This window comes from Salipaludibacillus agaradhaerens, assembly GCF_002019735.1.
In the GTDB taxonomy this organism is placed as follows: Bacteria; Bacillota; Bacilli; order Bacillales; family Salisediminibacteriaceae; genus Salipaludibacillus; species Salipaludibacillus agaradhaerens.
Genome location: NZ_KV917378.1, coordinates 3,780,334 through 3,802,785 on the forward strand (window position 1 = coordinate 3,780,334; position 22,452 = coordinate 3,802,785).

Annotated in this window: 22 protein-coding genes; 12 read left to right on the forward strand and 10 right to left on the reverse strand. The window is 38.8% G+C overall.

Annotation, left to right across the window (positions count from 1 at the left end; translation table 11 throughout):
* Positions 1-11: 11 nt before the first annotated feature.
* The 6 genes from BK581_RS17405 to BK581_RS17430 all read right to left on the reverse strand — a co-directional run bounded on the left by BK581_RS17405 (position 12) and on the right by BK581_RS17430 (position 5,374).
* Positions 12-677, reverse strand: a complete 666-nt coding sequence (locus tag BK581_RS17405; RefSeq protein ID WP_078579351.1) for an HAD family hydrolase — start codon at positions 675-677, stop codon at positions 12-14.
* A gap of 250 nt (positions 678-927) precedes the next feature.
* Positions 928-1,422: a GNAT family N-acetyltransferase gene (locus BK581_RS17410; protein ID WP_078580007.1), complete on the reverse strand. Its 495-nt coding sequence runs from the start codon at positions 1,420-1,422 to the stop codon at positions 928-930.
* A 74-nt stretch (positions 1,423-1,496) separates the two neighbouring features.
* Positions 1,497-1,871 carry an SH3 domain-containing protein gene (locus tag BK581_RS17415; protein WP_078579352.1) on the reverse strand — a complete coding sequence of 125 codons (375 nt, stop codon included), beginning with the start codon at positions 1,869-1,871 and terminating at the stop codon, positions 1,497-1,499.
* A gap of 245 nt (positions 1,872-2,116) precedes the next feature.
* Positions 2,117-3,337 carry an MFS transporter gene (locus BK581_RS17420; protein ID WP_078579353.1) on the reverse strand — a complete coding sequence of 407 codons (1,221 nt, stop codon included), beginning with the start codon at positions 3,335-3,337 and terminating at the stop codon, positions 2,117-2,119.
* Between the two features lie 258 nt (positions 3,338-3,595).
* A complete protein-coding gene (locus tag BK581_RS17425) occupies positions 3,596-4,228 on the reverse strand; it encodes a response regulator (RefSeq protein ID WP_078579354.1) in 633 nt (210 codons plus the stop codon).
* Between the two features lie 12 nt (positions 4,229-4,240).
* Positions 4,241-5,374, reverse strand: coding sequence for a GAF domain-containing sensor histidine kinase (locus tag BK581_RS17430; RefSeq protein WP_143709705.1), 1,134 nt, complete (start codon positions 5,372-5,374; stop codon positions 4,241-4,243).
* Between the two features lie 738 nt (positions 5,375-6,112).
* Here BK581_RS17430 and BK581_RS17435 point away from each other — a divergent pair.
* From BK581_RS17435 to BK581_RS17450, 4 genes are all read left to right on the forward strand, one after another.
* Positions 6,113-6,559 (forward strand): DinB family protein, encoded by a 447-nt coding sequence (locus BK581_RS17435; protein ID WP_078579356.1) that lies wholly within the window; start codon positions 6,113-6,115, stop codon positions 6,557-6,559.
* Positions 6,560-6,867: 308 nt separating this feature from the next.
* Positions 6,868-7,749, forward strand: coding sequence for an aminoglycoside 6-adenylyltransferase (locus BK581_RS17440; protein WP_078579357.1), 882 nt, complete (start codon positions 6,868-6,870; stop codon positions 7,747-7,749).
* A 195-nt stretch (positions 7,750-7,944) separates the two neighbouring features.
* Positions 7,945-9,096 (forward strand): N-methyl-L-tryptophan oxidase, encoded by a 1,152-nt coding sequence (gene solA / locus BK581_RS17445; protein ID WP_078579358.1) that lies wholly within the window; start codon positions 7,945-7,947, stop codon positions 9,094-9,096.
* A 362-nt stretch (positions 9,097-9,458) separates the two neighbouring features.
* Positions 9,459-10,250 (forward strand): SDR family oxidoreductase, encoded by a 792-nt coding sequence (locus BK581_RS17450; protein ID WP_078579359.1) that lies wholly within the window; start codon positions 9,459-9,461, stop codon positions 10,248-10,250.
* 148 nt (positions 10,251-10,398) lie between these two features.
* On the opposite strand, the gene BK581_RS17455 is transcribed toward BK581_RS17450, so the two are convergent.
* On the reverse strand, positions 10,399-11,196 hold the full coding sequence (locus BK581_RS17455) for a DeoR/GlpR family DNA-binding transcription regulator (protein WP_078579360.1): 798 nt from the start codon (positions 11,194-11,196) through the stop codon (positions 10,399-10,401).
* A 348-nt stretch (positions 11,197-11,544) separates the two neighbouring features.
* Here BK581_RS17455 and BK581_RS17460 point away from each other — a divergent pair, with 348 nt between their 5' ends.
* Positions 11,545-13,614 (forward strand): bifunctional aldolase/short-chain dehydrogenase, encoded by a 2,070-nt coding sequence (locus BK581_RS17460; protein ID WP_078579361.1) that lies wholly within the window; start codon positions 11,545-11,547, stop codon positions 13,612-13,614.
* Positions 13,615-13,786: 172 nt separating this feature from the next.
* Entirely contained in the window at positions 13,787-14,152 is a 366-nt protein-coding gene (locus tag BK581_RS17465; protein WP_078579362.1) for a sensory rhodopsin transducer, read from the forward strand.
* 429 nt (positions 14,153-14,581) lie between these two features.
* On the opposite strand, the gene BK581_RS17470 is transcribed toward BK581_RS17465, so the two are convergent.
* Together BK581_RS17470 and BK581_RS17475 are read right to left on the reverse strand one after the other, a co-directional pair.
* Positions 14,582-15,340: a DeoR/GlpR family DNA-binding transcription regulator gene (locus BK581_RS17470; RefSeq protein WP_078579363.1), complete on the reverse strand. Its 759-nt coding sequence runs from the start codon at positions 15,338-15,340 to the stop codon at positions 14,582-14,584.
* Positions 15,341-15,568: 228 nt separating this feature from the next.
* Positions 15,569-16,444, reverse strand: coding sequence for a LysR family transcriptional regulator (locus tag BK581_RS17475; protein WP_078579364.1), 876 nt, complete (start codon positions 16,442-16,444; stop codon positions 15,569-15,571).
* Between the two features lie 118 nt (positions 16,445-16,562).
* On the opposite strand from BK581_RS17475, the gene BK581_RS17480 reads away from it, so the two are divergent.
* Both BK581_RS17480 and BK581_RS17485 read left to right on the forward strand, forming a co-directional pair.
* Positions 16,563-17,663, forward strand: a complete 1,101-nt coding sequence (locus BK581_RS17480) for a citrate synthase/methylcitrate synthase (protein WP_078579365.1) — start codon at positions 16,563-16,565, stop codon at positions 17,661-17,663.
* Positions 17,664-17,928: 265 nt separating this feature from the next.
* Entirely contained in the window at positions 17,929-18,564 is a 636-nt protein-coding gene (locus tag BK581_RS17485) for a pyridoxamine 5'-phosphate oxidase family protein (RefSeq protein ID WP_245829135.1), read from the forward strand.
* Between the two features lie 230 nt (positions 18,565-18,794).
* Here BK581_RS17485 and BK581_RS17490 read toward each other — a convergent pair whose 3' ends face one another.
* Positions 18,795-19,124, reverse strand: coding sequence for a cyclic-phosphate processing receiver domain-containing protein (locus BK581_RS17490; protein WP_078579367.1), 330 nt, complete (start codon positions 19,122-19,124; stop codon positions 18,795-18,797).
* Positions 19,125-19,444: 320 nt separating this feature from the next.
* On the opposite strand from BK581_RS17490, the gene BK581_RS20480 reads away from it, so the two are divergent.
* The 4 genes from BK581_RS20480 (at position 19,445) to BK581_RS17510 (ending at position 22,380) form a co-directional block, all read left to right on the forward strand.
* A complete protein-coding gene (locus BK581_RS20480; RefSeq protein WP_276327427.1) occupies positions 19,445-19,579 on the forward strand; it encodes a hypothetical protein in 135 nt (44 codons plus the stop codon).
* 233 nt (positions 19,580-19,812) lie between these two features.
* Entirely contained in the window at positions 19,813-20,643 is an 831-nt protein-coding gene (kduI, locus tag BK581_RS17500; RefSeq protein ID WP_078579369.1) for a 5-dehydro-4-deoxy-D-glucuronate isomerase, read from the forward strand.
* A gap of 101 nt (positions 20,644-20,744) precedes the next feature.
* On the forward strand, positions 20,745-21,404 hold the full coding sequence (locus BK581_RS17505) for a bifunctional 4-hydroxy-2-oxoglutarate aldolase/2-dehydro-3-deoxy-phosphogluconate aldolase (RefSeq protein ID WP_078579370.1): 660 nt from the start codon (positions 20,745-20,747) through the stop codon (positions 21,402-21,404).
* The gene (locus tag BK581_RS17510) at positions 21,382-22,380 is read left to right on the forward strand and encodes a sugar kinase (protein WP_078579371.1); all 999 of its coding nucleotides are present in this window, start codon (positions 21,382-21,384) and stop codon (positions 22,378-22,380) included. The genes BK581_RS17505 and BK581_RS17510 overlap by 23 nt, the downstream gene beginning before the upstream one ends.
* Positions 22,381-22,452: the final 72 nt, after the last annotated feature.

Sequence of the window (22,452 nt, forward strand, 5' to 3'; positions counted from 1 at the left end):
GGTGATAGACTTTATTTTCTTAACTCCTCTAAAATTAAAGGTATTCCCTTCAAATCTTCCACTATGAAGTCTGCTTTAACGTTCTCCCATTGATTGTCTCTTTTCCACACAGCTTTCATACCTACATTTTGAGAAGCTTGTATATCGTTTTCTGGATGATCGCCGACATATATGCTTTCAGATGGTAAAACATTGAGATTTTTTAAAGCTTTTTGAAAGATTTGTGGTTTAGGCTTTTTCATTCCTTCCCATTCGGATATAACAATTGTTTCAAAGTAGTTTTCAATACCTAAAGCCTTAATATTATCCAGTTGGAACTGCCCTTTACCATTCGTTATCATTCCAACGACAAGGTTATAATCCTTTAATTTTTCTAACGTACTAATAAGGTTAGGGAACGGAACACAGCTATAGTGAAATTGACTGATATAATCTTGGAGTAATTCTTCCCAAGTCAAACCAGTAATAGCAAATTCATCGATTAACTGTCGATAGACCTTATCTTTCCACACATATCCTCTTTTATCGAGTTCTATGAATCTAGTTATGTATTTTTCCATTGGGACATGACTAACCCAATGATTAAATCGCTTGTATTGCTTCTCAATAAATAGAAGTACCGATGCATCTCGATTTAACAAAGTGCCATCTAAATCAAATAAAACCGCTTTGAGAATAGTCTTTCACTCCTTAAAGTATGCATTCCCTAATTTTTGTGTATCATTGTTTTAAAAGAATAATCAGTATGAGATAAACTTTTTTCGATTTGCTGTTTCAACACTATCTTTTCCAAAAAAATCACACAAAGTTCACGTTTATCACAGTTAAGCGTCCGTAACCCTCCTGGCTAAAAATAGAGTGGAGAGGGAACGCTATTCTCTTACTGATTCAAGGTCGTTTTAACTAGTTCTAATACCACTGTTTAATTTAAAAGGATTTATAATAAAAAACGGTAGGGTGCAGTTCTCCGTTTGCCGATTTGGCATAATTGGGGATTTTACCAGCTTGACTATAACCCAGTGAAGAATAAAGAAGGTTAGAAGGGTCTCCTTCTCTCGTGTCAAGAACGATTAACGACTTCTGTTCCTGCTTAGCTCGCTCCTCAGCTTTACTCATAAGTGTGCGACCAATCCCGTTACGTCTATAGTTAGGGTGCGTCATTAGTTTTGCAATTTCAGCTCTATGAGCACCATTTGGCTTATTACAAAGGTGCAATTGGACACTACCAGCTATTTGATTGTTTACCTTAGCAACGAAGAGGAGAATGTCATGGTTCAATAAATTTTCCCAATAATGATGAGCATCCATTTGTGAGAGTGGCGGTAAAAACCCAATGGATGCCCCATCCGCTACTACTTGCATCAAAAGTTCAGACAATTTATCAATGTACCTTTCAATTGATTCTATTTGTTCAATTTTCATATTACTATTCAATAAAATCACCTCAAGAATAGATTATTTTCCTACCCGATAACTATTCGTTAACAAACCTATATTTAATATTGTTTATTGATAACTTTAACGTTTTCTTTTGGCACCCACCCTTCTTCTGCATGAGAGGCCTTTTTAACCCATAACCACCCATTAAGTTCTTTGATTTTCACAAGTTCTTCCCCAACCTTTACATTCAATTCTTTTGCAGTATAATCCTCTAAAATCACGCCATCCTCACCTTGAATATGAATGATTTGTTCAGGTACCCATCCCTCTAAATGGTTATCTTTAGTGTAGCAATATATCCAGTTATTCCAATCTTCCTTTCCCTCGTATTTAGTGCCGACAATAACATCTTGTCCTTTAAGCAGGCTAATTGGGCTAGGGTAGTTGCTTGTATGTTGTTTCGTTACTAGATAAATCTTTTTATCCTCCATTATTATTCACTCCTTTAGTAACTTAGTCTTAATAAAAATCAAAAGAAATAGTGTACGAGATAAGGTAAAATCGACAATGAAAATGCATGGGTCTTGACCATCTGCCACATTCATATGAACCTGGCCATCACGTAAGTTATCGAAGTGAAGGCCCGATTCATTACTCTAATTCTGACATCTTATTTTGAATTATGGAATTCCTTCAGTTTATAAAAAAATAAAGAAGATCATGATGCTACAATCTATTAGGCTATTGATTTAACTGGTGCTTCTTTTATCACATGACGCAATGTTATGGTAATGATAATAAATGACACGAAAAGAACGATACTTAATACTTGAAAGGGTAAAATAACATTTTGCACGGCAATCATTTGTGTAAATAATGAAAGGAGTAAAATTCTAGTCCCTAAACCTATGCCACGAAATAAACTATCGACTCTTCCAATCTTGTCATTTGGGATCCGTTCCATTATAAGAGAGTTTCTTGCAACGCGCGTGCCAGCGTTTCCAAACGCAATAAGAACCGTTAAAAGATAAAATATCGAAACAAATGGGAAAAATATATATAGCGTAATTGAGACGGCAAATAAAAGGACTGTAAAAACAATAGTCGACTCATTTCCAACTCTTTTTAAAATGATCGGTAAAAAGATACCTGCGAACACTGCCCCAATACCATACACCATCGTTTTCATCCCGTAAACAGAAGCACCTGCTTGCAAAATGTTATCGATATATACTGGAAAAAGATAATTAGTCATCATGACCCCGATAAAAGGCATAAACGAAGCAACAAGAAAAAGAAATAAACGCGGGTAGCGCATCATGTAAACATACCCTTCTGTTAACTTCCTCCAAAAAGAATCTTTTGTTGGATTTTTAGGCATTTTCTTATAGGGGATAAGACTAAAGAAAACAATCGCTATTGCATAAGTCGTTGAATTTAGTAGTAATAGCCATTTGAATTCTATAATGGGAAGTAGTAGGGCGGCTAATCCTCCTGATAAAACAGCTGCTAATTGACCTTGCACTTCCATGATACCATTTAGCGTTTTATATTGAGATGGTTCGAAAATCTCCTGATTGAAAGCAAAAATAGTTGGATAAAAAAGATTATAGTAAAATGACCCTGTGATAAATAAAATAACGAAATACCATGTTGTATAACTGACACCAGAAAATCCTGCAATCGTGAATAGCATAATAATGAGCAACCCAATCATTTCACCAGCAATAAGCAGGCGTTTACGGGATACTTGATCAATTAAGTTTCCGATAAAAGGGGTAGACATAAATAAGAGTATAGTGACACATAACGTTACATATCCAAAGACCGTTTCTCCGCCATCCTTTGTTACGAAAAGCCAAGGGACAGCTATCATCGTCATCCCTGATCCCATAGAAGAAAACATATTGGCAGCTAACATCTTAAATAGTCGTGTGTCTTTCTTTAAAGTAGTCATGTCACGTCACTCGCGGTAAAACGTTTCCTCTCCAAGTTTAAAAGCTCTACTCTGGGTATGGATATAAATACGTGTAATAATGTCATTCGACATCTCTCCTTCATAATTAGACTTCTCTATTCTCAGTATAAAGGCTCCGAGCCTCCCTTAAATCGGAGTGAGGTTCGAACTTCTGCTACATAAATAGACTTGGGAATGGAGAATGAAAAGTCAGACTAAAGTTGTAGAAAGAGAGCTTACTTAAACATTATTATCTACTTAAAGATGATGCTTAACCGCATAAAGCGCAGCTTGGGTACGGTCTTGGAGTTCCAGCTTCGCTAATAGATTGGAGACGTGTGTTTTCACCGTTTTTTCCGTTATGATAAGACTGGCAGCAATTTCTTTATTGCTTTTTCCTTTCGCGATTTCCGCTAATACTTCTTTTTCCCTTTTTGTTAATCCACTTAGTCGTTTTTCTTCTTTATTGCCGTGAGATAAATGGGACATCACATGAGACGTTACCTTTGGATGTAGCGGGCTTTCCCCCCTATAAACACGCCTAATCGAAGAAACTAACTCATCTGGATCTACATCTTTCAGTTGATAGCCGCTGGCACCTGCTTTGATAGCTGGAATAGCATGGCTTTGGTCAGAAAAGCTTGTTAAAATTAAGACTTTTACATCGGGGAACTGTTCCTTGATTTTTTGGGTTGCTTCGGTGCCATCCATGTTAGGCATGTCAAGATCCATTAACACGATATCTGGTTGGAGTTTCTCGACTAATGTTACTGCTTCCATCCCATTTTTGGCTTCCCCTACAATTTCAAGACCAGCTTGTGTTTGTAAAAAAAATAAGAGCCCTCTTCTAACAACATGGTGATCATCCGCAATTAATATTTTAATCTTCATTTTTCTGCTCCTTTAAATCGGCAATGACACACATATTTTTGTCCCTTTACCAACTGCCGTTTCTAAATTAAACGTGCCACCTATCATATCTGTCCGTTCCTTCATGGAAGCTAACCCTAAAGAACCGGTTCCTTTCATTTTTGAAAAATCAAATCCATTGCCTTGATCTATTATGTCCATGCACACACTGTTATTTTTAACGATGATATTTAATGTAGAATGCTTCGTGTTGGCGTGTTTTTGAATATTGTTTAGTGCTTCTTGACCTATACGCCACAGTACTTCTTCTATTTCTGGCGATAAATCCAGGACGCCATCCACGTTGATAGCCACTTCTATTCCTAGCACTTTTCCATAATTCATTAACGCCATTGCAACCCCCTCTTCCAACCCTTGGGGGCGTAATTGCCAAATAAGAGCTCTCATTTCACTCGCTGCCTCTTGGGATAGGTTTATCATATAGGAAAGCATGTCTTTCATTTTTTCATCATCGGTCATTTCTTTTGCCCCACCAGCGGTCAACTTGAGTGAAAAAAGAAGCTGGTTTACTGAGTCATGTAAATCTCTAGCAAGTCGATTACGTTCATTCATTAAAGCCATCTTTTGTTCAGTTTCCGCTAATTTTATTCGTTTAATGGCCGTTCCAATTTGAAATGCCACGGCTTCTAAAAGAGCTAGTTCCTCACTAGAAAAGTGTGTCTTTTTGGGAGAGGTGACATTTAATAAGCCGAAATTTTCAACTCCTGCACGAAGGGGGATAGTGGCATGATGGGTGATCTCATTCGTCTCTCCCCAGTGATACTCAATGGCATTTTCAAGCCTTTTACATTCAATTATATTAACGGCTCTTTTTAGCCGGCCATCATTAAAACGTTCTATGCACCAACAATCACCTTCACACATCGGCTTTTTATCTTGCCACGTTAACGCAGGTGGAAGTTTGACATCAGCTGCTAGGGTATAATGACCACTGTTATTAACTAAAAAAATCCATCCCGTTTTCATTCCGATGAGTGATAAAAGTTCGTGTAATACTTCTTTAAGCATGAAATCAAGTTCATTTGCTTCATTTAATTTCTCAGCAATGACCTTTAACGTATTAAGTTTCTTAACTTGTTCACGTTCATTTTTATCTGTCATCCTCATTCATCCTCTTTAAGATTCATAGCTACTATACTATTATACATTTCTACTGAAATGAGGAGTACGTTAAAACAAATAAAGCTTTTTCGTCTGAAAAATAGCCGGAGAAAATCCCCTTAAATAGTCATTAGCAATAAAAATAAATTAAATAACCGGAGGGATTCCGCTTATTGACTCGGAAAATCTGAAAATAGGTCGTTTTACTTCGAATAATCGGAAAATTTCCCGTTATATTCCCTAAAATGAGCTTTCTCCTGCACTTAACCGAAAAATCTCCGCTTATTTTGCTCTTACTAATGACTCGGTTATTGGGGGTAAAGAGGTGAACAGTTTTATAAAAAAAGGTGCGTAAACGAGGTTTTTAATTAATGACAAGCCTGTCGTATTAGGATTTCACGTTGTCTTTTCTGTTACTAATGTTCATTAAAGTGATGTTATGCAAAGAAAAAGCTTTTTATAATGAATAAGTCAGGTGATGCCCCGTCCAAATCCACCTTTAACCGGGTATTCTCTTTATTTGGCTGTAAACAACTAGAATTACTAAACTGAAAATTATGATATTATTTATATAATGCTAGTAATCTACATTATAAAACAGGAATAGCGTCAATTTACCTCCATCTTTTTATTGCTCCCCTTGTCAGTCATTTAATTTATCAGCTCATAAATAGATATATATATAGAAAATTATAACGTGTTCAAACAATACCTCATTATTTTAAATTCTTAGGAGGAGATTCAATGAATAAAACATTCAGTCAGTTTGGAAAAATGGGTGATAGTATTTTGAAGTTAAAAGAACTCCCTGAAGACATACTATCTGAACCTATTAAAGAAAGAAAATGGTCAATCATACAAGTGGTTGGACATTTATACTATTGGGATAAATATAATCTTGAAGAGATGGCACCGTATATGACTGAAGGGGCTGATTTACCACAGTTCCCAGCCCATGATCCACATAATGAAGAGGCAATGGCTTTTATTGAAGGTTTTTCTGTTGCATCTCTTATTGATCGTTTTGTACAAACTCGAAAAGAACTTACTGAAGAATTATCTAAAGTCGGGAAAGGTGTAAGGTTCACTATTGGCGGGGGAAAAAGGAAATTCTCAGCAGAAAGTTTTGTTAAAATATTCATTAAGCATGATGACCACCATCTCAAACAAATTCATGAGAAATTACAATAAGGGATAACGATATTTTGCGTATTGATATGAAGCAAACGAAGAGCAACGTATACGCGGGCTGTAAGTGATGCAGCTCGTTTTTATGTCCTACTACTTAAGAAATAATGTGAAAGAAGAGGGGGATTTGAACAACAGTTGTTATTATGTAAAAGGGGCGTTATTATGAAAGTCAGCAAAGCGCTATCTGATGTAAGGGGAATGGTCAATGTCCACGTTGATAGTTGGCTAATAATAATCAATAAAAGTGAATACATAAACTGCCGTTTTTCATAAATTAATGTGGTCATGATGTGAGAGGAGTGAAGAGAATGAGGAATGAGCAAGAAATGTTTGAATTAATAATTTCAGTTGCCAAAAACGACGAAAGAATTAGAGCTGTCTATATGAATGGATCAAGAACGAATCCAAATGTTCCAAAGGATATTTTTCAAGATTACGATATTGTATATGTTGTAACGGACACGTCTTCATTCATTAAAGATGAGCACTGGATTGAGATATATGGGGATGTACTTATGAAACAAGAACCAGATAAACTCGAAAAAGGCAAAGGTCTGGATGCAAATTTTGAGCGTACATACGCCTATTTGATGTTATTTACAGACGGGAATCGGATTGATCTGCGTATTCAAACAGCTGAGGCAATGCTTGAAGAGTATGGAGAAGATAAACTCACTATCCCACTATTGGATAAAGATGCTATTTTACCTTCTATACCACCACCCTCGGACCTCGACTATCACGTTAATAAACCAACAGAGGGGCAATATGATAGTTGCACTAATAATTTTTGGTGGTGTCTACAAAATGTTGCAAAAGGAATACGGCGTGATGAGCTACCCTATTCAAAATTAATGTTTGAATATACAACAAGGGTTGCTTTGGACGAGATGGTCAACTGGTGGATTGGAATAGAGAATGATTTTCAAGTTTCAACAGGAAAAATGGGAAAATACTTTAAGAAATACCTTCCTGAATCATATTGGGAGATGTACATAAACACGTACTCTGATTCAGACTATGAAAATATGTGGCAATCAGTTTTTATTGCTTGTAAATTGTTCCGAATTTTATCACATGATGTAGCTAATCACTTCCATTTTTCCTATCCTGTTGAGGATGATAACAATATGACGAAATACCTTAGACACTTAAGAGACTTGCCTGCTAACGCTAAGGAAATATTCTGATTGTGAAAAATCATTATTGGGTATATGAGTGAAGACCATTATACAGTTTGATATGTCTCGCATGTTAGAGGATATGAACTATTTTTATGGATGAAAGAACAATTTTTTAGGGGAAAACGGGCATAGTGTTGCATATACCATAAAGATTTAATTGGGTAGACTGTATGAGTGCGAAGTGAATTGGAGGCAATGAATATGAAACATTATGACGTCATTATTGTAGGAGCAGGATCGATAGGAATGTCGGCAGGCTATTTTTTAAGTAAAGAAGGAAAACGTGTTCTGCTACTTGATGCGCATGATCCGCCTCATACGATGGGAAGTCACGGTGGAGAAACACGGTTAATTCGTCATGCTTATGGGGAAGGGAGAGCATATACGCCACTTGCATTGAAATCTCAACAGCTTTGGGATGATCTCCAAGAGCAGACAGAGCTGCCAATTTTTCAGAAAACAGGTGTACTTAGCTTTGGCCCAGTGGATACGCCATTTCTAAAAGAAGCATTAGAGAGTGCTAAAGCGCATCATTTACAAGCTGAAAAATTAACGGAAGCAGAGATGAAAAGGCGCTGGGCAGGTCTTCAATTTCCAGAAGAAGGGCCATATATCGGTTGCTATGAGCCTGACGCAGGCGTGTTATTTGTTGAAAATTGTATTCAAACTTACCGAGAGCTAGCTTTACAGGAGGGAGCAGAACTTCTAACTGAAACCCCTGTCAAAGACGTTACGATGAGAGATGAGCAAGTATCTATTCAAACTAGCAAAACCTCTTATATAGCTGATGACGTGATAATCTGTGCAGGAGCTTGGAATAGAATGCTACTCCAAGGCGTTGATCTTATGCTCCCACTGCAACCGAAAAGGCAGGTCGTGGGCTGGTTTGAAGCCAATGATCAATTGTTTGGAAGTTGTGAAGGGTTTCCAGGTTTTTCAGCCCACACCCCTTCTGGTATTTTTTATGGTTTTCCTAGCATCGATGGAAGCGGAGTTAAGGTCGGCTGCCACGATTTTGGCCAAGTGACAGAGCCAGATGAGATGGTTAGAGAATTTGGGGTGTATGATGAAGATGAAGCTGTTCTTTCCCAGTTTTTAAAAACGTGGATGCCGGAAGCGGGAGGACATTTGAAAAAAGGACTTACGTGCTTGTACACAATGACACCTGATGAACATTTTATTATCGATACACATCCAAACAATAATCGTATCTTGATAGCAGCAGGGTTTTCAGGTCATGGCTTTAAATTTGCGAGCGGGATCGGCCATGAGCTAACGCAACACATCTTAAAAGGCAAGACAGAAATAGATCTCTCACTATTCAAATTAAATCGCCAAGCTTTAACAACTTGATAAACGGATACTCATGAGCCAGTAGCAAGTCATTGGAGGAGATTCAATGAGAGGTGACATGTAAGCAAACCTCATCCAATTTCCTAATATTACAGTTAATGAAGTAGAGGAAAACGAAGTGAATACCCATATAAATAGGGGAGTGCAAATAGATGACTTTTGACATTGTCCTGCCTATTTTTAATTGATTGAGAGATGACGTATGGATCTCATCTATCCCATATTAAATGTATTAAACTAAACTTAGGATCTGGGTTGTACTTGGTGAAATGTGTGACAAGTGTTTTAAGAGTGTGGATTAAATATAGTAAACTTAAAGCATTATAAGGGTGAGTCAAGCTATTAGTAAAGGAGATGTGAGAATGGAAGCAACGGAATTTAGCAGTAAGGTTGTTCTCATAACTGGCGCTGCATCAGGTATTGGTTTGGCAGCGGCCAAGAGATTCACTCAAGCTGGTGCTCACGTTTGTATGCTTGATATAAATGAACAGAGACTTAAAGAAGCAGAGAAAGACTTACAGTCTTATGGAACGGAGATATTGCCGATTGCCTGTGATATAAGTGATAACTGTGACGTTCAAGCTGCTATTGAGAAGGCGACAACATTATGGGATAGGTTGGACATTGTTTTTGCCAATGCTGGTATTGGGGGGATGATGGCGCCTATTGAACACATGACAGTGGCAGACTGGAAGAAAACAATTGATGTTGATTTAACTGGTTGTTTTTTAACGGTGAAGTATGCCATTCCATGGATGAAAAACCATGGGGGTTCTATTATTATGACGAGCTCTGTAAGCGGAAACAGAGTCTACTCACAACCAGGATTTAGTAGTTACAGCACAGCTAAGGCTGGTCAGACAGCATTTATGAAAATGGCAGCCTTAGAGTTAGGACAGTTTGGCATTCGCGTGAACGCTGTTTGTCCAGGTAGTGTGGACACTCATATAACGGAACAGATGCGAAAGCACCCTGAAGTAGATAATATTAGTATGCAAGTAGCGTTTCCACGGGGGCGCCAGCCACTCATGCAAGGCAGCGCTACTGCTGATCAGGTGGTTGATGCCGTAGAATTCCTAGCTTCGACTAAGGCAGGGCACATTACAGGTACGGAGCTTTATATCGACGGTGGGGAATCCCTTTTACAAGGATAAACTGGTGGTTGTTTAGAAGTAGGTATCACGCTTCAATTATCAGTATGGTATGACCGGAATTATTGTATTAAGTAAAAGCCTGTCTAAGAGGGATTCATATACCTCTTAGACAGGCTTTGGTGTTTTTAAACAACAAGGAGTAGGTAACTTAGGTTTTTGAGACGCTGATTGTTTTAATGTTTTGTAGTGTATAAGGCTTAAAATCTTGATGTGACGGATCAGCAGAGGTAATTAACGTATGAATATTTTCTAAAGGCAGCCAGCGGACGAGAGATTTTTGTTCGAGCTTGCTATGATCCACTAATAACACGATTTTTTCCGACAATTCGGCAATCCTTTTTTTTGTTTGTGCCTGCATCTCATGACTGTCACTCACACCCCACTCACTGTCAACGGCAGTACATGACATGAAAAAGGTGTCAATATGATAGTCGTTAATCATTTTATCAGACGAGAAACCTACGAGAGACATAGATTCTTGTCGCAAATATCCGCCGGTTAACATCACCGTAATGGCCTTCTTCTTTGCTAATTCAATGGAGGCATGAATAGAGTTGGTAATGACCGTTAAGGGCTTATCTTCTAGGGCCTTTGCCAACTGCAAACTGGTTGTACTGGCATCTAACGCAATAATTTCACCCTCATTTACTAATTTAACAGCCTCTTTTGCCATCGCTTTTTTCTCATCTAAAAACTTCTTTTCTCGCTCAAGAGAAGGTGTTTCAAATCCTTCTACTTGTCTAGGAATGGCACCGCCTCGTACACGAATTAACTGTTTCTGCTCTTCAAGTATTTCTAAGTCACGTCTAATTGTTTCTTCCGTTACATCCAGTTGTTCACTTAACTCGGAAACTCTCACTTTTTCCTTTTCTTGTAATTGGTGAAGTATTTGGCTGTGCCGTTTATCGGCCTTTGATTCCCTAGACAGGTTTATTGAAGATCGCATCGTTCATCTCTCCATTATGTATAGTTTATCTATCATAGATAACCGTTCGTAAGACTCGCGCTCAAAATAGAGAGCAGAGCTAAAGCTATTTAGGCGGGAAATAACGAACGCTAATGTCCTGATTAACTCAACTTCCAATCAGTGCGATAAGGATGAAAACGCCAATGATTGAAGGGTCATTTTATAGTATTCATTATACGCATTTAAATGTAACTTAGCCACTAAAATAACTAACAATAACTTTTGAAAAACAAATAATTGTTTTGAAACAAATATAAAATATTGAAAACAAAAAATACTGCCCTTATAATAAACAAAGAACCACTACTATAGTTAACGGAGGTTATTATGGTCAAATATTTATGGAATGATAGTGACGCACGTGAACTGTCCCCTGGATTAGACGAGCTTGTTTATCGCTCAAACCTTATTGGATCGGATAGGGCTATTTGTAACTGGGGTGGTGGAAACACATCACTGAAAACAGTAGAGAAAGATTTTCGAGGCAGAGAGATTGATGTTATGTGGGTAAAAGGAAGCGGCTCTGATTTAGCAACGATGTCACATAAAAATTTTACTGGTTTAAACTTAACGGATATTCGTCCTTTAATGGCACGAGATCATATGTCCGATGAGGAGATGGTTTCATATCTTTCCCATTGTATGATAGACAGTACTCATCCCCGTTCATCTATTGAAACATTACTTCATGCCTTTTTACCGTATCCGCATGTGGACCATACACATCCTGACGCTATTATTAGTATTTGTTGTGCTCATAATGGAAAAGAAATAGCAAGAGAGATTTTCGGTGATCGCTTTGTTTGGGTGCCCTATGTCAGACCAGGTTTTACACTTTCAAAGATGATTGCTGAAGGAGTGAAAAATCACCCTAGGGCAGATCTTGTGTTAATGGAAAAGCATGGCCTTGTCGTGTGGGGTGATACAGCGAAAGAAAGTTATGATAAAACGATCGCTGTCATTAATGAAGCGGAAGAATACATTAAGAAGCAACGAAATGGAAAGTGCCTGTTCGGTGGTGAAAAGTATTCAACATTGGTTAGGGAAGAGCGTCGAGCTATTTTAGCGGAGATTATGCCTTATTTAAGAGGACAAGTTTATGAAGAAGAGGCGATGATTTTAACGTACAAGGATGAGCCGGAAATTCTTGAATTTATCAATAGCCACGACGCTGATACATTATCTCAAATAGGTGCGGCGTGTCCTGACCATCTCGTACACACGAAACGACTACCGTTATATCTCGATTGGGACCCTGCGACAAAAGATGTAACATCTCTTAAACAATTCATTAATAACGGTATTGAAGCCTATAAAGACGCCTATAAAGCTTACTTTGAGCGCAATAAAAATGAAGGGGATACGATGTTTGAACCTTCACCACGTGTCATATTAATCCCTGGTCTAGGCATGATTAATACAGGGAAAAATTTAGCGATGGCTCAAGTCAGCGGGGCCCTCTATTCTCGAGCGATTCAAGTAATGGCTGGGGCTACAACTCTCGGAAACTTTGTATCTATAAATGAGAGCGAGTCATATGAGATCGAGTATTGGCCGTTGGAGCTTTATAAGCTATCACTTGCTCCAGCAGAAGCTGAATTTTCTCGCAAAGTTGTGCTTGTGACTGGTGGTGCAGGTGGCATCGGCAGTGAAACGTGCCGCAAGTTTGCTGAACAGGGTGCACACGTGGCAGTCACCGATTTAAAATTAGAGGGTGCACAAAAAGTAGCAGATGACTTGAACAATGTCTTCGGTAAAGGTCGAGCGATTGCACTTAAAATGGATGTGACGAATGAAGAGGAGATTCGATCAGCTTATAAGCGTGTGGCACTCACTTATGGTGGTGTCGATACGATTGTGAATAATGCTGGTCTTGCCACCTCCAGCCCCTTTGAGGAAACAACATTAAAAGAATGGGAACTGAATATGAATGTCCTTGGTACAGGCTATTTTCTTGTAGCCCGTGAGGCTTTTAAACAGATGAAGGAACAAGGAATAGGCGGAAGTATGGTTTTTATTGGTTCGAAAAATTCGGTTTATGCAGGTAAAAATGCGTCTGCATACAGTTCTGTTAAAGCGTTAGAGGCTCATCTCGCCCGTTGTATTGCTGCAGAAGGAGGCGAATATGGCATTCGAGTGAACTCAGTTCTTCCAGACGCCGTTTTACAAGGCTCTGCCATTTGGAATTCTGATTGGCGTCATGAGAGGGCTGAAGCTTATGGAATAGACCCGAATGACTTAGAAGAGCATTACCGCAAACGGACGACATTGAAGGTGAACATTTTGCCAACAGACATAGCAGAAGCCATCATATTTTTAGCCTCGTCTAAATCGGCAAAAACCACAGGTTGTATGCTAACAGTGGATGGTGGAGTACCAGCAGCGTATACGAGGTAAATTAGCACATTTCAGAAATCTGACTGAATGTCACAATTGAATTTTCAACGCGAATGAGCACATGAGCATTTGAAAAAATGCAATGAAAGGTGGTCACTCCTAGAGTGGGCACTGTTTAAGTCGTTTTTTACAGAACTAACATTTATTTAATTAGGAGATAGGAGGCGGTGGAATGGAATCGAAAGGGAAAAAACATTGGTTTATTCCAGATGGTTATATTCCGGAACAAAGTTCAGGAGAGGTGGAAAGTCATGAAGCGATCTGCGTCTTAAATTGTCACTCTGAACCTGCTCACTTGTCCATGACCATTTATTTTGAAGATAGAGAACCGTTAGACAAAGTAAGTGAGACGATTCCAGGTCGCAGAACGAAACATATTCGGACAAATAGCCTTCATAACAGTGAGAATAGACGTATTCCTGTCGGTGTTCCTTATGCATTGGAAATCACCTCTGACAGACCAGTTATTATCCAATACAGCCGACTAGATTCATCTCAAAAGGCGCTGGCCTTAATGACAACGATCGGGTATGCATAACATCTTTCTTATTTGAGTAGAGTCGTCTTCTAACGGAATATGATCTGAACGAATGGGCTATTGGAATGTAATTTTTTTGAGATGAATTATTTTACAACAAGGGTGTACCAAAAGGCGCTTAATAAGTGCTTAAGGGGTACCCCTTTTTTATTGATAAATGAATGTCACGATTAAATCTTCAACGCAAAAAATAGATCGATGGCAAACAAACGATAAAGGATCGCAGTGAATAGTGGTGACTCCCACGGGGGAATCAATAGGGTCTAGTCGTATGGATATAAAAGTGAACAAGTTAAACCAAGATTTTATGTGAAAAAATGAGCGGAGGGAACTAGCAGGGAACAGCAAAAAAACGACTACTCAATAGAGAGTCGTGGGTGATGATTATTAACGCTATTTCCCATGAGAGATGTTCTTACGCTGAATGGTTTACACCCTTACAATTGATCTGCCCTCGTTTCTAATTTTTTCATAAAGTTGATCATCAAGGGCTTTATCGGTAATAATGTGGCTAATATCGTCCATAGTAGCAAATTGAATTAAAGCATCTTTCTGAAACTTTGTAGAATCACTTAGAAGAATTATATGGTCAGAGCACGTTAACGCTTCTTTTTTCCAATCTGCATGAAGGCCGTTAAATACAGTTAAGCCGTTTTCTATTGAAATACCTGTCGTTCCGAAAAAGATTTTATTCACGCGAATTTTTTTAAGCATACTAGATGCTTCGGAACCAAAAAGGGAACCCGAAGTACCGATTCGAGTACCACCAGCCATGATGAGCTGAACACGTTCTTTGTCAAGAAGGGTGTATGCAAGTTTTATGTCGTTTGTCATCACAGTAACAGGAAAGTCACCTAATAAACTAGCAAAAGCTTGTGTTGTACTCCCACCATCAATAAGCAACGTATCATTTTCTTCCACATGTTTTAACGCTTCATTTGCAATCGCGTGTTTACTATCTCCATGCTCCAGTTGTCTTTTTTTAATAGGTAAGAGATGGTTTTCCCCTTCAGCTAGTGTGGCACCACCATGGATGCGTTTTAGCATTCCTCTTTGTTCTAATGTTTCTAAATCGATGCGGACCGTTTTCTCTGTCACTTGAAGTAAGTCGCTTAGTTCAGAAACTTTCACAATAGAATGTTTATCAAGTTCATTTAAAATGCGTTCATGACGTTCAATAGAGAGCATATCAGTTTCCTCCACTAAAAAGTATAGTTCATTATACGAACAAAAACAATCATTTGTAAACAGTTTCAAACATTTTTATAACTATAATTAAGACTCTTGTTTTTATTAGCATGCTAAAGAGTACTTAAAGACCAATATAGTGAGGTTCTTTGATTATAGAGAAAGGATACAAGTAATTTATTTAAAGTGTGTCTCCAGACTCGGCCTATGTCTTTTGATGGGCTGTGGTTAAATAAGCTGTTTCAATGTTTGAATAAAACGGTTGGTTATATCGGTTTCAAATTTTTGGATATAATAGGTTGCTGCTAATGGCAACGTGATAGTGGAGGATGTGACCTCGCGAATTCTCTGTTCAGCTAACTCTCTTGTGAGTGTAGAGTGCGGCAAAATCGAAAATCCGATGCCTTCTTCAATAAATCGCTTTGTTATCGACACTTGTGAAACTTTCATCGTGCGGACCTGTCTGTAAGCATTTTTCAATTCCAAAAGAACGGGGTCCCAGTACCCAGGATGGTTATGTGTTAACAAAACATAGGTATTTATTATTTCCTCTAGTGTAACAGAAGAAGCTAGCGGAAATTTATCTAAAGCATAGGGAGCAACTATTTTGACAGGTTCTTCATATACTTTTTCACAAATAAGACCAGATCTACGAGACTCTTGGCGTGACAAGCCGATATCCGCCTTACCTTTATCCACTTCTTCAGCGATTAAGTGAGACTCAAGAACGTGCACATCAATTTCCACATGACGATTTGTTTTTAAAAACTGTTTCATCCAAAAAGGGAGATATGTGGAGGCAATCAAAGGTGAAACTGCAATAGTCAAAGTTTTATTATAACCTTGCCGTAACTTCTCAATATGGTCAATCCCTTCGTCCACATTAGCCATAATAGCTTGTGCATGGTTTAAAAATTCTCGACCGTAGGATGTGAGTCTGACATTCCTTCCTTTTTTCATAAACAAAGGAATGCCTAACTCTTTTTCAAGTTTTCTTATATGAACAGTGACGGTAGGCTGCGATAAAAAGAGCACTTCTGACGTTTTGTAAAAATTCTCATATTCAGCGGCAATTAGAAAAGTACGGAGCCATGTGATATTCATTGCGTTCTCCCCGATTCTATTAATTATGAAATATAATCAATTATACAATAATTATTTAATTTTATTAATGTAAATGCTGCTGTATCGTAAGTATAACGACTAATTCGAGGTGAATAAAATGGAAAATAAGGTGAGAAAAGGATTAGAAGGCGTTGTAGCAGCCGAAACAGCTATAAGTTATATTGATGGGGAACAGGGGGAACTTATTTACAGGGGACACCATGCGAAGGAGTTGGCAATCAACGAAGGGTTTGAATCCGCCTGTTATCTTCTGTGGTATGGGGATCTACCGGATAAAAATAAATTAGATAAAATCAAGCAGGAATTTAGAAATGGCCGACAGCTACCGGATTATGTGAAGAAGATCATACAGTTGCTTCCATTAGAAACATCCATGATGAGTGTGATTCGGACGTGTGTATCTGCAATGGGAGATAAAGAACGAGCGTGGCCCCCATCTGTGACAGAGGCCATTCATTTAACAGCCGTAATACCGGTGATGATTGCGATGAGACAGCGAGTACTTGAGGGAAAAGACATGATAGCACCTCACCCTACTTTGGATCATGTTGCAAATTATTTATACATGCTTACTGGTAATGAACCTTCCAAAGCACATGTTAAGGCATTAGACGCTTATTTTGTACTAACGATGGAGCATGGTATGAATGCGTCTACTTTCACATCACGTGTTGTCACCTCAAGTCAATCTGATATGGTATCTGCCGTAACAGGCGCTATCGGCACGATGAAAGGACCCCTTCATGGCGGAGCACCCACGGAAGTAACTTCCATGCTTGAGTCAGTAGGTATGAAAGAAAATGCGGAAAAATGGCTTAGACAACGATTGGAGAATGGTGAAAAATTGATGGGCTTTGGCCACCGTATTTATAAGACGAAAGATCCACGAGCAGAAGCATTGAAAGAAGTCACAAGAGACTTAACGGCTGAAGATACTTGGCTTGATTTAGCAGCACATGTAGAAGAAACAGCGATCCGTCTGTTAGAGGAATATAAGCCAGGAAGAAAGCTTTATACAAATGTAGAATTTTATGCGGCAGCGGTACTTCGTGCTGTATCTATGCCTAATAGTCTCTTTACACCTACGTTTACAGCGGCGCGTGTAGCTGGGTGGACAGCACATGTCATTGAACAAGCGAACGACAACCGGATTTATCGACCTCAGTCTTTATATACAGGTGATAAGCCCGTTTCCTAGAGAAAAAGGGTAATTTTCGTTTCGGCGTTTTAAATCAGTCTTACAACTGGTTTGTTCCACGTATCTACTTGGAACAATCACTATCATTTAAGCAGATTTTTCATCACACCTTTCTGTTTAGAGATGGTTTTATCTCATTGATTATTCTTTAAAAATAGGTATGATAAAATGGTTTTAATGGCACATGAGATTGACGAAGTTTGTCATAATTATGGTTGTTAATTTTTTAGTTTGTGGATGATAAAAAGAAAAGAGGGAGAAGCTGTTGAGTGAGTGGCCGTTTGAAAAAATTGTTGCGACAGAAGAAGAACTAAGAAATGTGATAGGAACACCTAGTAAAGTAGCGAATCAAAAAGTCGTGTCCTATTTAGATCATCATTGTCGGTCGTTTTTGGCATTATCACCATTTGTCATCATATCAACGGCTAATAACAGCGGGGCATGTGATGCTTCACCACGGGGTGATCAGCCAGGCTTTGTTCATGTAATAGATGATCATCATCTTGTTATTCCTGAAAGACCAGGAAATCGCCGGGGTGATTCTTTAACAAATATTATGGAAAATACTCACATCGGCTTGCTGTTTATGATACCTGGCCTTGGAGAAACATTAAGAGTAAACGGAAAGGCGTGTGTCACGACTGATGAGAGATTATTAACTGAAATGGCTGTGAATGATAATATCCCCTCCCTAGGTATCGGAGTGAAAGTTGAGGAATGCTTTATTCACTGCGCCAAAGCGTTCATACGTTCCTCTCTTTGGAAGCCAGATTCATGGCTTAATAATAAAGATAGACCCTCTGCCGCCCAAATATTAAAAGATCATGTAAAAGATAACACACTGACTGAAAACGATATGTCTGAATTATTAAAAGAAAGCTATGAAAAAAAGCTTTACTAATGTTATATAATTGTTAGGTATTTAGAAGTGATCCAACTTTTAAATACTTTTTTTATTTGGTGAAATGATGGGGCTGCTAAATTATGAACTCTAAACGCCTCAATAAGCATACAAAACAAAATAGCCTGAACTTCTAGATGATGACCGTCAGTTCAGGCTTTTACGCTTTCTATCTGTCTCAAAATGAACTAGTATGAGCGGGCAATCTAGCAGAAAACATGATTAGGAAGTTAACGTAAAGGAAGAGGGCGTAGTTTAATAAGAATAGTAGGGGGGATTTGGGAATTTGCTTGGGCTTGTTTTAAGAAGTAGTACATTGCTTTTCCTCCGCTTGCGTTGGCGGAATGTATTGTAATTGATTTTGCCAATAACTGCTGGCTTACCATCATCTCAACAAGCATGAATCCGTTTCGATGCTTGTTTTCCAAATCGTGATCAAGAGACAGATGGTTCACTTCATTCTGTTGTAAGGTGTCTAAACACTCATCAATCGTTTCAACTAATAAATAGTCTGGCGGGCAAGTTCTGTAATCATCAAGAAAAACATTGATTTCAGTCATATTGCCTCCTCTCACTTTCCACTGTAACATACGATAAGGTTAATGATAACAAGTATATTTTATCTTACTGGCCTGATAGACGGTTATACCGATTTTAAGAGTTTTATCACAGATAACCGTCCGTAAAACGCCTGTCTCAAAATAGAGAGCGGTTAAATCTATGTAGGTAGGAGCTAACGGATGCTAATGTCCTGATTGACTCAGCTATCAATCAGAGGGAGAAGAACGCCAAACTCCTTGCCGCGCTGTGCCCACGATATCTTCACGTGGAAGCAGGCAGAAAAGATCATTTATTTCCTGAAAAAGGGGTTAAGAGAGCGGTGTCATATTTAACGCAAATCTACGAGAAGGAAAGAGTAGGAAACAATTTTACAAGTCACTTTTTTAATGGTGGACATGAAGTGTGCGGTGAGAAGGCATTTACGTGGTTATCAGATGTCTTAATGAGAGAATGATAGTGTGAAATTATAAGGTAATCGAGTCAAAAGTCATTAGTAAAAAGCGCCATGATCAATTGTTTACTAATGGGCTGATGACTCTTTCTCTATGTTGTTTTCCAAATAGTGAACAGCTCGTTATTTTTTACATAATTCATTGTAAAACAATTTTAGTCTTGTTATAATCAAACTGTAACGAACAAAAACGAACTTAAAAGGTACTCATTTTCAAAAGGAAGGGGAATATATAATTGGAGATTAGGTATGCTACAAATCCAGAAGATATGAAGGCGTATACAACTGAGAAACTACGAGATGATTTCTTAATTGAAAGCTTGTTTGTTAAGGGCGAGGTTAACATGGTTTATTCCCATTATGATCGGGTTATTGTTGGTGGTGTCATGCCAACTACGGAAGGATTAAAATTGGATGCAGGTGACGCTTTAAGAACAGATTACTTTCTCGAACGTAGAGAAATAGGGATTGTCAATATTGGAGACAAAGGTAAGGTAACGGTTGACGGGGAAGATTATCCATTGAACAAACGAGATTGTTTGTATGTCGGTCTCGGAAAAAAAGACGTGACATTCCATAGTGATGATCCCTCCTCACCCGCTAAGTTATATATCGTTTCAGCGAATGCGCATAAGGAATACCCGACTCAAGTTTTACCGATTAAAGAGGCACAGCCAACAAAGCTTGGATCAGACGCTGAATCTAACAATCGCACCATTTATAAATATATACACGGGGAAGGTATTCAAAGCTGCCAGTTAATGATGGGTATGACGCTATTAGAGCCAAATAACATGTGGAACACAATGCCTGCCCATGTGCACGATCGGCGTATGGAAGTTTATTTATATTTTGATATGGATGAAGAATCACGGGTATTTCATTTTATGGGAGAGCCGAAAGAAACACGTCATTTACTAGTTAAAAACGAGCAGGCGATACTTTCTCCCCCTTGGTCAATTCATTCAGGTGTCGGAACAAATAACTATACGTTCATTTGGGCGATGGCTGGTGAAAACTATACATTTAAAGATATGGATTTTGTAAAAATGGAAGATTTAAAGTAATGTTGTTTATCGTACCTAGTCACTCTCTGTCGCTGGGTACGATTTTAATAGCTTGTATGTAAGCGCTTTACAAACAAAATATACTAAAAAGAGGTTAGACGATGACACATTTAGTTGATGAGCTAAAAAAGAAGAAGCTTGTAGCAATCATTCGTGGGATAGCCTATAAGGATGGTGAGGCAACAGCACGAGCGCTTAAAGATGGCGGAATAACATTTTTAGAAGTCACGTTAAATACAGATAACGCTTTACAATTAATCGAGGATTTGAATGATCACTTTGATGGAGAGTTAATTGTTGGTGCAGGAACTGTGTTGAATGTGCAAATGGCGAAAGAAGCTGTGGCTGCTGGCGCTACTTATCTCGTATCTCCTAACTTGGACGAAGCAGTTATTGAGTACGGGGGGGCGTGTGATGTAGACGTTTGGCCTGGCACACTTACACCGACAGAAATTGTAAGAGCGTTTGAACTGGGAGCCTCAGCCGTTAAAGTCTTTCCCATCGGAGCAGTAGGCGACGACTATATAAAAAATATTCGTGGACCACTGCCACATATTCCGATGATGGTAACAGGTGGTGTCACCTTGAATAATATGAATCATTATTTTTCTCAAGGAGCTGTAGCAGCAGGATTGGGAAGCAATCTTGTTAATAACACGTTGATCGCTAAAGGGGAATTTTCGCAAATGACAGCGATGGCCAAGAAGTATACAGAATTGGTGAATGGAGGTCTAGCCCATGACAGCCTTACGAAGCGTTGATGTCGTTACCATTGGTGAGAGTATGGTTTTATTTCAACCATCCCCAGAAGGGACGATTCCATATGCCTCTCTTTTTGCCAGCTCGGTTGGCGGTGCAGAATCCAATGTGGCTCTCGCTTTATCGCGGCTTGGTAAGACATCACGTTGGATTAGTAGATTAGGCGATGATCCATTTGGAAAGATGATTTTATCCACGCTTGCAGGAGAAGGGGTTGATGTGTCTCACGTTATAACGGATGATCAGCACCCGACGGCCGTTTTTTTCAAAGAGTCAAAGGGTTATGGAGATCCGAATGTATATTATTATCGCAAGAATTCAGCAGCAAGCTATTTCTCGAAAGAAGATATAAGCAGTAGCTGGTTTCTTGGCGCAAAGCATTTGCATGTCACTGGCATCACCCCTGCTTTAGGTTTGCAGACAGCTGAGATGGTATCGGAAGCTATGAAACAAGCAAAAGAACAAGGTTTGACTATTTCCTTTGATCCAAATATTCGCAAAAAATTATGGCGTGAAGATGAGGCTAGAGAGACCCTCCTGCCAATGGTGGCGTTATGTGATCTGTTCATCCCTGGAATTGATGAAGTAAAACTTTTAGTAGGTGAAAGAGCTAATGACGTCGATTATGCTAAAGCGTGTCAACATTTAGGAGCACAAATGGTGGCAATGAAATTAGGTTCAGAAGGCGCCTATATGCGATTCGGTAACGAGTTTCATAGAGAACCAGCGTACCGTGTCAATCATATTGTGGACACAGTTGGGGCAGGAGATGCGTTTTGTGCAGGTCTGCTTTCTGTACTGCTTGATGAAGAAGATCCTTTTAATATCGTCACATTAAGGCGATCTGTGTCACAAGCTGCAAAACGGGCGGCGGCTATGGGAGCACTCGCTACACAGTTTAAAGGTGATTGGGAAGGGTCTCCAACATTACAAGAGATTAATAGTCTCATCACTGGTGACCAGTACACGACTCGCTAAGAAGATAAAGGTGTTAAGAACAGAGGAAGCTCAGATGAATAAGACGACTGGTTTAGAATGACCGAATGGCTT